Annotated in this window: 10 protein-coding genes and 2 pseudogenes; 3 read left to right on the forward strand and 9 right to left on the reverse strand. The window is 66.7% G+C overall.

Translation table 11 applies throughout. The features are described from left to right. The 4 genes and pseudogenes from deoD to RI841_RS10630 form a co-directional block, all read right to left on the reverse strand. The coding region (gene deoD, locus RI841_RS10615; RefSeq protein WP_310705571.1) for a purine-nucleoside phosphorylase at positions 1–469 on the reverse strand (469 nt) is incomplete at its 3' end. 211 nt (positions 470–680) lie between these two features. Then, positions 681–839 (reverse strand): annotated as a pseudogene (locus RI841_RS10620) (thymidine phosphorylase); the annotation flags it as partial. A 32-nt stretch (positions 840–871) separates the two neighbouring features. Continuing rightward, entirely contained in the window at positions 872–1,648 is a 777-nt protein-coding gene (gene deoC / locus RI841_RS10625; protein ID WP_310705572.1) for a deoxyribose-phosphate aldolase, read from the reverse strand. Between the two features lie 148 nt (positions 1,649–1,796). Then, positions 1,797–2,127, reverse strand: a pseudogene (locus RI841_RS10630) (nucleoside recognition domain-containing protein); the annotation flags it as partial. A 108-nt stretch (positions 2,128–2,235) separates the two neighbouring features. Here RI841_RS10630 and RI841_RS10635 point away from each other — a divergent pair. Together RI841_RS10635 and RI841_RS10640 are read left to right on the forward strand one after the other, a co-directional pair. Continuing rightward, positions 2,236–2,721 carry a hypothetical protein gene (locus RI841_RS10635; RefSeq protein ID WP_405000935.1) on the forward strand — a complete coding sequence of 162 codons (486 nt, stop codon included), beginning with the start codon at positions 2,236–2,238 and terminating at the stop codon, positions 2,719–2,721. Between the two features lie 63 nt (positions 2,722–2,784). Continuing rightward, a complete protein-coding gene (locus RI841_RS10640) occupies positions 2,785–3,468 on the forward strand; it encodes a CBS domain-containing protein (RefSeq protein WP_310705573.1) in 684 nt (227 codons plus the stop codon). A gap of 104 nt (positions 3,469–3,572) precedes the next feature. On the opposite strand, the gene RI841_RS10645 is transcribed toward RI841_RS10640, so the two are convergent. The 4 genes from RI841_RS10645 to RI841_RS10660 all read right to left on the reverse strand — a co-directional run bounded on the left by RI841_RS10645 (position 3,573) and on the right by RI841_RS10660 (position 8,877). Then, complete coding sequence (locus RI841_RS10645) at positions 3,573–4,709, reverse strand: aminotransferase class V-fold PLP-dependent enzyme (protein ID WP_310705579.1); 1,137 nt, start codon at positions 4,707–4,709, stop codon at positions 3,573–3,575. A gap of 95 nt (positions 4,710–4,804) precedes the next feature. Beyond that, entirely contained in the window at positions 4,805–5,368 is a 564-nt protein-coding gene (locus tag RI841_RS10650; protein WP_310705574.1) for an rRNA adenine N-6-methyltransferase family protein, read from the reverse strand. A gap of 151 nt (positions 5,369–5,519) precedes the next feature. Beyond that, positions 5,520–7,697 carry a phosphate acetyltransferase gene (gene pta / locus RI841_RS10655; protein ID WP_310705575.1) on the reverse strand — a complete coding sequence of 726 codons (2,178 nt, stop codon included), beginning with the start codon at positions 7,695–7,697 and terminating at the stop codon, positions 5,520–5,522. Then, positions 7,684–8,877: an acetate kinase gene (locus tag RI841_RS10660; protein ID WP_310705576.1), complete on the reverse strand. Its 1,194-nt coding sequence runs from the start codon at positions 8,875–8,877 to the stop codon at positions 7,684–7,686. The genes pta and RI841_RS10660 overlap by 14 nt, the downstream gene beginning before the upstream one ends. A gap of 254 nt (positions 8,878–9,131) precedes the next feature. On the opposite strand from RI841_RS10660, the gene RI841_RS10665 reads away from it, so the two are divergent. Further along, positions 9,132–9,635 carry a porin family protein gene (locus RI841_RS10665; RefSeq protein ID WP_310705577.1) on the forward strand — a complete coding sequence of 168 codons (504 nt, stop codon included), beginning with the start codon at positions 9,132–9,134 and terminating at the stop codon, positions 9,633–9,635. Positions 9,636–9,726: 91 nt separating this feature from the next. Here RI841_RS10665 and RI841_RS10670 read toward each other — a convergent pair. Continuing rightward, positions 9,727–10,278, reverse strand: a 552-nt coding sequence (locus RI841_RS10670; RefSeq protein WP_310705578.1) for a phosphomethylpyrimidine synthase ThiC, incomplete at its 5' end; no start/stop codon positions are given.

Here is a 10,278-nt window from a genome sequence, read left to right on the forward strand (position 1 = left end):
CCGAGAAGAGGTTGCCGATCTTTACCGCGATGTCCAGCGCCGCGGCGGCGTCCACCGCATGGCGGGTCAACCCGAAGTCGGCGATGGCAGCGAAGTCCATGCCACCAAACCGTGTGCGGTTGACCCCAGAGTCGGTGCAGGCGCCCAGGCCGATCACCACGTCACGCACCGCCACGTCGTCGCGTACCGCGCCGCAGGAGCCGACGCGGATCAGCGTGCTGACGTCGTACTCGGTGATCAGCTCCTTGGCGTAGATGGAGACAGAGGGGATGCCCATGCCGTGGCCCATCACCGAGATCTCGCGGCCCCTGTAGCACCCGGTGTAGCCAGACATGCGGCGCACCGTGTTGACCTGGCGGACCTCGTCGAGAAAGGTCTCGGCGATGTACTGGGCGCGCAGCGGGTCGCCGGGCATCAGCACGGTGTCGGCGAAGTCGCCACGCTGGGCATTGATATGGGGCGTCGCCATCAGCGGCCTCCCGTAGCATTGGATAGCGTGGTGGAAGAAGGCGAGGCAGCAGAAGGAAGAAAGCTGTTGCCGTCCTCGATGGGGGCGAGGCGCCGATCTCCTCGCCGGGTACCGCCACCGCCTCGGCCCATCAGGCGGTGAATGCATGGTGGACATGGAAGAGCTCGGCCGGCCCGCCAGCAGCCAGATCACGGGTCATCGCCAGCAGGCGACCGCGGCCGGAGGCCATCCGAACTTGCCCGCCGTTGGCGGCAATCCAGGGGCCGAGTACCAGCGAGACGAGATCATCCACGCCGCCGTGGGAGTGCTTGTCGAGCACGGACCCGGGCAGGTCGAGGCCGGACCCGTCGAGGACTTCGCCGGCGTCGCGGATCAGCTCCTGGGGGAGAGCCCGCGCTACCATCAGTCCCTTCCGGGCATCGCATTGCCTCGGCGGTCGACCTCGAGGGTCTGCAGCAGGTTGTCGAGCAGTGTCGAGGCGCCGAAGCGGAAGTGGGCCGGGGTGATCCATGCTACGCCCATCAGGCGTTCGGCGAGCTGCAGGTAGGCCAGGGCGTCCTCGACAGTACGCACGCCGCCGGCGGCCTTGAAGCCTACGTCCCGGCCGCTGTCGCGGATGGCGGTCAGCAGGATTTCGGCCGCTTCCAGGGTGGCATTGATCGGCACCTTGCCGGTGGAGGTCTTGAGGAAGTCGGCACCGCCCTCCAGGGCCAGCTCGCTGGCGCGGCGGATCAGGGCCGGATCCTTCAGTTCACCGGTCTCCAGGATCACCTTGAGCCGCGCGTCACCGGCGGCCTGCTTGCAGGCCGCGACCAGCTCGCGGCCGGTCTCCTCGTCGCCGGCCACGAGGGCGCGCCAGGGGAAGACCACCTCCACCTCATCGGCGCCGGAGGCCGCGGACGCGCGGGTCTCGCGGGCGGCCGCCATGATGTCGTCGCCGCCGTGGGGAAAGTTGGTGACCGTGGCCACCCTGACGATGCCCTCGAGGCCCTGGGCCTTCAGCGCACGCCGTGCGGTAACCACGAAGGCCGGGTAGACGCAGACCGCAGCCGGGGTGCCGGCGGGCGTCTTCACCTGCTTGCAGAGGGCCTCGATGGTGGCATCGCTGTCGTCGTCGTTGAGGCTGGTGAGGTCCATCAGCGCCAGAGCCTGGCGTGCGGCCTGTTGCAGTTCGGTCATGGTGTATCCATCGGTTGCATGAAGGAGAAAGCCGGTATCATGCTCGAGGCGATGCTGCCGGCGGTGAATGTCCAGGTGCCTGTCGGGTGTCGAGACACCGTTATCGATCTGATGGGGCGACTCGTCCGCAAGTTGATGCATCGCTTCAAGGCAGGGCCAGGAAGACGCCAGCGATCGAGGCCGACATCAGGCTGGAGAGGGTGCCGGCCAGCACCGAGCCGGCCACCTAGGTCAGGCCACCGCACATCATCGCGAACAGCTGCGACGGCGTCATGCAGGCGATGAAGGGCATACCACGGCGCCGCGGTCTGGCCGACAAAGATGTTGGCAGTGGCGGTGAGTGACTCGGTGCGCGAGGTGCCCAGCGCCTTCTGAAGGGCGTCGCCGAGTAGACGGATTACCCCCTGCCTGATGCCCACATAGTAGAGCACGGCGATCAGCGACGAGAAGAAGGTAATCACTGGCAGCACCTGGATGGCGACCAGGGTGACCATTCCGATCAGGCTCATCAAGGCAGTCATGGGGTACCTGTCTGACGGGGCGGCCTGGGGCGGGCAGCCATCCGGTGAGTAAAGTGAAAATCTAACATCGATTGCGGCACGACGCTGATGCCGCTGGTTACCGGTCTACCGGCCGACCAGTCGCTGACCGTGGTGACCTATGCTCTGAATGTGGCCAGTGCGGTAAGTGTGCTGCCCGGGGTGCGCCTGATCCTGCTGGGCGGGGTCTATCATGGCGCGTCGCGCTCTTTCGCCAGCAGCGCCATGGGCGACGCTATCCGACGGCTCGGCATCAACAAGGCTTTCCTCTCCGCGGCGGGCGTGCACCGCCTGAAGGGCCTGAGCTGCTTTCACTTCCACGAGGTGGCTCCCAAGCAGGCGGCGATTGCCACGGCAGCGTATCGCCTGCTGGTGGTGGACGAGAGCAAATTCGGTGTTATTCGCCCGGCGCGATTCGCCGGGCTCGAGGAGGTTGATGAGGTCATCACCGCCGAAAAGGCCTTCTCGGATGGCGGGTCAGGAGGATGTGGGCAGCCGAAACCTGACCATAATCAAGGCAGAGCGAGGCAATAGTTGCTAATGTGTATAAGGCAAGATATACAATAATGCCTGCTAATCGTCTGGAGACTGCTTTCCATGCAAGCCGTAGATGTCATGACCCCCAATGTGATCACCGTCACCCCCGACAGTGAAGTCAGTGAGATCGCTAGCCTGTTGCTGGAACACGGCATCAGTGCCGTGCCGGTGGTCGATGCTGATGACAAGGTGCTCGGCATCGTCAGCGAGGGGGACCTGATGCGTCGGGTCGAGAACGATACCGACCAGCAAAAGTCCTGGTGGCTAAAGCTCTTCAGTGTTGGCGGCAGCGCCGTGGACTACGTCAAGAGCCACGGCCGCAAGGCCAGCGAGATCATGACGCCGCACCCGCTTACCATCACTGAGGATGAGCCGCTGCACCGTATCGCCTCGTTGCTCGAGAAGCGCCGCATCAAGCGTGTGCCGGTGGTGCGAGATGGCAAGCTGGTGGGCATCGTCAGTCGTTCCAACCTGCTGCGCGGCTTCTCGGTGAACCGTCAGCCGGCCGAGGGCGGTGATGATCGTGCGATACGCGATGCCATCGTCAAGGAGGTGGACGAGAACACCGGGGTCATGGTCGACCGGCTCAACATCATCGTGGCCGACGGCAAGGTGCAGCTCTGGGGGCTGGTGGAAAGCAAGGAGCAAAAGAAGGCCGTGCAGGTCGCCGCGGAGAACATTGCCGGCGTGACGGAGGTGGAGAACAATCTGGGCTTCGTGCCACGGGGCATGAGCGCGTACTGAGACCACGCAGTCTCGGCGCATGCGACAGCGGGGCGGCCAAAGGGCCGCCCCGCTGTCATGATCGGGCACGCTGCCCGCGCCCTGATGGGCGCCGCCGTGGCGACTCAGTCGTCGGCGCCTTGCGCCTTCTCCAGGGCCGTTCTCAGGCTCTCGAGGGTCCGCTCCGGATGGTGGAGCTTGTCGAGGCCGAACAGGCCGATGCGGAAGGCGCGATAGTCGTCGCCCTCATCACACATCAAGGGGACACCCGCGGCCACCTGGACACCGGCCGCGAGGAACTTGCCGACGATGCCCTCGTCCTCGGTGTAGCAGACCACCACGCCGGGGGCCTCGAAGCCTGGTGCCGCCACGCTGCGAAAGCCGTGCTCGGCGAGCATCCCGCGCACCCGTCGCCCGACCTCCCACTGCTCGTCACGCACCTTGTCGAAGCCGTACTGCTCGGTCTCGCGCATCACGTCGCGCAGTTGGCGCAGGCCGTCGGTGGGCAGGGTGGCGTGATAGGCGTGGCCACCGGCCTCGTAGGTTTCCATGATCGACAGCCACTTCTTCAGGTCGCAGGCGAAGCTGGTGCTGGTGGTCTCCTCGATGATCTCTCGGGCCTGGCGCGAGAGCATCACCATGCCGCAGCCCGGGCTGGCGCTCCAGCCCTTCTGCGGGGCACTGATCAGTACATCGACGCCGATATCCTGCATGTCGACCCAGAGGGTGCCGGAGGCGATGCAGTCGAGGACGAAGAGCCCACCCTCCTCGTGGATGGCGTCGGCGATCTGGCGCAGGTAGTCGTCTGGCAGCAGCATGCCCGAGGCGGTTTCCACGTGGGGGGCGAAGACGATATCGGGCTGCTGGTCATGGATCGACTCGACCACCTCCTTGATGGGAGGTGGGGCGAAGGGCGAGGTCGGGTCATCCTCGTCGACTCGACGCGCCTTGAGCACGTTGACATCGGAGGGGATCTTGCCCATCTCGAGGATCTGGCTCCAGCGGTAGCTGAACCAGCCGTTGCGGATCACCAGACAGCCGCGCTCCGTGGCGAACTGGCGTGCCACGGCCTCCATGCCGAAGGTCCCGCTGCCGGGAACGATCACCGTCGAGTGGGCGTGGTAAACATCCTTCAGGGTGGTGGAGATGTCACGCATTACGCCCTGGAAGCTCTTCGACATATGGTTCAGTGCGCGGTCGGTGTAGACCACCGAGTACTCGAGCAGTCCATCGGGGTCGACATCGGGTAACAGTCCGGCCATTTCGTTCTCCGTGTTGATGTGCAGGCCCGCTGCGTTCAGGCCGTTGGTTTCCAGAGGATATTCGGTTTCACTATTGCCGGCCAGCATGGCGGTGCTCAGGGGTGGCAGTAGTAGAGTCGCGCCGGCAGCACGTTGAGAAGCTCGAAATCGCACTCCACCTTGGAAAAGACCCGACGCAGGTCGGGCAATACCTTGGAGGAGAACTGGTAGATCAGCATGGAGCCCTGGGGCGAGAGCGCGTCCAGGCTACGCGTGAGGATGGATTCGCGGCTCGTGGCCGGCATGGTGCTGAAGGGGATGCCGGCCAGCACATAGTCGGCGTCGGGCAGGCCCAAGCGGGCCAGTTCGGCCGGGATCGTCTCGGCGGAGCCCTTGATGACCTGCAGTCGAGGGTCGGGGAGCGACTGCTCGAGGAAATCGACGAAGTCCTGGTTGGTCTCCAGCACTACCAGGGTCGATTCCGGCGGCATGCGGTGCAGGAGTTCCCTCGTGATGGTCCCGACCCCGGGACCGTACTCGACGACGACGCGCGCACGCTGCCAATCGACCCGCTCGAGCAGGCGCTGAACCAGAAAAGGGGAGCTGGGAATGATCGAGCCCAGCATCCGGGGGTGCTTGAAGAAGTTTCGCGCGAACAGGGAAAACTGTGCGCGTCGCACGGGTCCAACAACGCCTGTGGGTCGGTCATGCGCCGTCATGGGTTGGCCTCCTGCATGTGGACGGATTATGCCTCGACTCTAGGGCAGCGGAAGCAGGCGGGAAAGCCTGCGTGCCGATTCCACTCTCGATGATGTCGATTGGTGGTGGAACTCATCCACGCTGGGAGGCCTGGATGGCGGTCAGGGCAATGGTGTAGACGATGTCGTCGACCAGGGCGCCACGGGAGAGGTCATTCACCGGCTTGTTGAGGCCCTGCAGCATGGGGCCGACGCTGACCACCCCGGCACTGCGCTGGACCGCCTTGTAGGTGGTGTTGCCGGTGTTGAGGTCGGGAAAGACGAAGACCGTGGCGCGACCTGCCACCGGGGAGTCGGGGGCCTTCTGGCGGCCCACGCTCTCGATGGCGGCGGCGTCGTACTGCAGCGGCCCGTCGAGGCACAGCGAGGGCTCGCGCTCCCGGGCGAGGCGGGTGGCCTGGCGGACCTTCTCCACGTCGGCGCCGCTGCCGGACTCGCCGGTGGAGTAGCTGATCATGGCCACCCGGGGCTCGATGCCGAAGGCTGCAGCGGAGCGGGCGCTCTGGATGGCGATCTCGGCCAGGGCCTCGGCGTCAGGGTCGGGGTTTACCGCGCAGTCGCCGTAGACCACCACCTGCTCGGGCAGCAGCATGAAGAAGATCGACGATACCTGCCGATAGCCGGGCGCCGTCTTGATCAACTGGAAGGCCGGGCGCACGGTGTTGGCGGTGGTATGGATCGCCCCGGAGACGAGGCCATCCACCTCGTCCTCGGCCAGCATCATGGTGCCGAGCACCACATTGTCCTGAAGCTGGTCGGTGGCGGTCAGCTCGTTGAGCTTATCGGGACGTCGTTCGACCATCGGCCTCACGTAGTCCTCGCGGACCCCGTCGGGTTCGAGAATCTCGAGCTCATCGGGCAGTTCGATGCCGCGCTGGCGGGCCACCTCCTCGACTTCCTCGCGCCTGGCCAGCAGCACGCAGCGAGCGATGCCGCGCTGCTGACAGAGCACGGCGGCCTCCACGGTGCGCGGCTCGCTGCCCTCGGGCAGCACGATGCGCTTGCTTGCCCGCTGGGCCAGCTTGACCAGCTGGTGGCGGAAGGCGGCGGGGGAGAGCCGGCTCGGGTAGCCGCGGCTGAGGTTCTCCTTGAGCCACTGCAGGTCGAGGTGGCCGGCGACGAAGCGGGTCACCCGTTCGGCCCGCTCCGGGTCGTCGATGGGGATGTCGTTGGTCATGCGATCGAGGTGCTGGGCCGTGGTGAAGCTGTCGGAGTCCACCGCCATCACCGGTAGCCCGCTGCGCAGCGCCGGCCGGCAGAACTCGATCATGGCCTCTTCCGGCAGCTCGCCGTGGGTCAGCAGGATGCCCGCCAGGGGAACGCCGTTCATGGTCGCGAGCGCCGCGGCGAGCAGGATGTCGTCGCGGTCGCCGGGAGTGACCAGCAGCCGGCCGGGGCGGAACACGTGCAGGGCATGAGAGGCGCTGCGTGCGCAGAGGCTGGTGCCCAGCACACGGCGGCTGGCGGCCTCGCCCTCGTGCAGGAAGCGTGCCTCCAGGGCATGGGCGATATCCAGCACGCGTGGCGCCGAGAGCGCCGCATGCCAGGGCACGGCGCCGAGCAGCTGGAAGCGCTCGCCGCCCAGGGCCGGCAGATAGCGGCGCAGGCTGGCGACCAGCTGCTCGTCATGCCGGGCGGCGAGCCCGGGGGCCGCCAGGGGCGTGGGGTCGTCGCCGTCCGGCAACGGACGCAGCCGCATCAGGATACAACCCAGGGTACGCGGCGACTCCACGCCATCGAAGGCCTGGGCGTGCATGTCGAGGCGCTCTGCCAGGTCCTGGGGGTCGCTCAGGTCACCGTCGGCGACGAGGATGGTGCGCGCATTGAGGGCATGGGCCAGCTGGGCATTGAGCCGGGTCGCGTAGCTGCTGTGCGGGCTGGGAGCGAGCCCCTCGATCACTACCAGCTCGGGGGCCTCGCCCGCGTCCGGGGAGGCGACTCGGGCATGGCGCTCCACGGTCTCCTCCATCAGCTCGTCGGTGCGGTCTTCGCGCAGCAGGCGCTCCAGCCGGGCCTGGGGAAGCGGTGCGGGCGGCGCCAGTCCCAGGGTGCTTGTCGCCAAGGCACAGGAGCGGTCCGGTCCGTTGCCGTTGAGCTCGTCCTGTCGGAACGGCTTGAGAAAGCCGGCCTTGAGCCCGAGGGTATCCAGGGCGCGGATCAGGCCGAGGCAGGCCGAGGTCAGGCCCACGCCGCTGTCGGTAGGCACCAGCAGCAGGTTGCGGGGCTCGGGGCGATGGTCAAGCGGCGTCATGGGGGGGCTCCTGCAGCAGCTGGCGGGTTTCCTCGGCGATGCGTCCCTCCTCGTCGGTGGGTATCACCCACAGCTGGGGTCCGCCCGCGTCGGCGTCGATGCGGCCCTCGCGGCCGCCCACGGTGGCGGCGTTGGCCTCGGCGGCCAGCCGCAGGCCGAAGTGGGGCAGCTGCTCGACCACCCGCGCACGCACGGCGTTGGCATTTTCGCCGATGCCCCCCGTGAAGGCGATGCCATCCAGGCGAGGCAGGGCACAGGAGAGGGACGCCAGCGACTTGGCAATGCGGTAGCAGAATACCTCGATGGCCAACTCGGCGCCCGCATGGTGCTCGGCGGCGGCCTGCTCAAGGCGGCGCATGTCGTTGGAGAGGCCGGAGAGCCCCAGCAGGCCACTCTCCTTGTTGAGTAGGGTATCGATGCGTGCGATCGACCAGCCCAGCTGGCGGGCCAGGTGGGCATGCAGGCCCGGATCCACATCGCCGCTGCGAGTGCCCATCACCAGGCCCTCCAGGGGCGTCAGCCCCATGCTGGTGTCGACGCTGCGCCCCTGCCAGACCGCGCAGGTGGAGCAGCCGTTGCCCAGGTGGGCGATGAGCCAGCCGCCATGGGGGCGCTCACTGAGGGCATCGAGCCGGGCACTCACGTGGGCGTGGCTGCTGCCATGGAAGCCGTAGCGGCGGATGCCGTGGTTGCGATAGAGCCCTTCCGGCAGCGCATAGCGATAGGCACGACGGGGTAGGGTCTGGTGGAAGGCGGTATCGAAGACCGCCACCTGAGGCAGGTCGGGGAAGAGCGCCAGGGTCGCCTTCACCCCCGCCAGGTTGGCCGGGTTGTGCAGCGGGGCCAGGGCCACGGTGGCCTCGATGGCCCGCCGCACGCTGGCATCGAGTCGGGTGGCACGGGTGAAGCGCTCGCCGCCGTGGACGATACGATGTCCCACCGCCACGGGATGCTGTCCGTCCAACTGCTCGAGGATGGCCGCCATGGCCTCGGCGTGGTCGGCACCATGCAGCGGACGTGAGAACTCACGCCCCGCGGCGCCGACCCCCTTGAGGCGTGCGTCCACGCCGCCCAGGCGCTCGGCCAGGCCAGCCAGGCGAGGCTTGTCAGGGGAAGCAGGGACGAGGGCGTACTTGATGGACGAGGAGCCGCAGTTGATGACCAGTACCGGGGCGTTCATGGCGCGTCCTGTCGAGGGTGTCGGGTGCGCGGGCGATGCGGCCAGGAGGTATCTGGCGATTGGCTCGCCGGCAGCGCGAATCTAGCATGTTGCAGTGCGGGGTGCAGTGACCTCAAGGGTTTGACGCCGTATGCCTTGCTGCTTTCTTTACCTATGGAAGGGCGCTGGCGGCAGAATATGTTGCACTTTCGTCTAGGCTGTACCAAAATGATCCTTGCATGGGGAAACGCTGTTTCCTAACCGGGAGGTTCACCATGAAGATCATCACGATTTCTGCCATATCCGCTGTCCTGCTGCTGGCCGGGGCCACTGCCCATGCTCAGGGCAGCCCAATGAACTACCAGCCGAGCCCTTATCTCGGTGGCGATGTGCTGTTCTGGGAGCTCGACCCCGACGGTCCAGGCAACTTCGACAGCACGGGCCTTCGCCTGCGTGGCGGTGTGGCGTTCAACGACTACTTCGCCCTGGAAGGCCATCTCGGCACCGGTGGCTCCGATGGTCCGGCCGATCTGGATTACTTGGCCGGTGCCTATGCCAAGGGCATCGTCCCGATCGCCCCGGAATTCCGCCTCTATGGCCTGGCGGGCTTCAGCGAAGTGGACTTCGACGCGGATACCGAGAGCGGCTTCTCCTACGGGGCTGGCGCCGAGTTCGACATGGCCCCCAACCTCGCCGTGGGGGCCGACTACATGCGCTACCTGGACGAGTCGAACTACACCTTCGATGCGGCGAGTGTCGGGGTGACGTTCCGCTTCTGATGCCTCGGCGGCGCTCGCCGCCATGCCATGAAACGCGCCTCCGCCGGGAAACCGGCGGAGGCGCGCTGCTTGGTGGGTGGGCCGTCTGCTGTCAGACCTCCTTGTAGAGCTCGGCACCCTCCTGGCGGAACTTCTCGGCCTGCTCCTCCATGCCCTTCATCACGGCGTCCTGATCGCCATCGAGGCCCTTGTCCTTGGCGTAGTCGCGGACCTCCTGGCTGATCTTCATCGAGCAGAACTTGGGGCCGCACATGGAGCAGAAGTGGGCTACCTTGGCGGAGTCCTTGGGTAGGGTCTCGTCGTGGTACTCGCGCGCGGTATCCGGGTCCAGGCCGAGGTTGAACTGGTCCTCCCAGCGGAACTCGAAGCGCGCCTTGGAGAGCGCGTTGTCGCGTCGCTGAGCGGCGGGATGCCCCTTGGCCAGGTCGGCGGCATGGGCAGCGATCTTGTAGGTGATGATGCCGGTCTTGACGTCGTCCTTGTTGGGCAGACCGAGGTGCTCCTTGGGCGTCACGTAGCAGAGCATGGCGCAGCCGTACCAGCCAATCATCGCCGCGCCGATGCCGGAGGTGATGTGGTCATAGCCGCGCGCGATGTCGGTGGTCAGTGGCCCCAAGGTGTAGAAGGGCGCCTCGTCGCACTC

The organism is Halomonas sp. (genome assembly GCF_031581305.1).
Taxonomy (GTDB): domain Bacteria; phylum Pseudomonadota; class Gammaproteobacteria; order Pseudomonadales; family Halomonadaceae; genus Halomonas.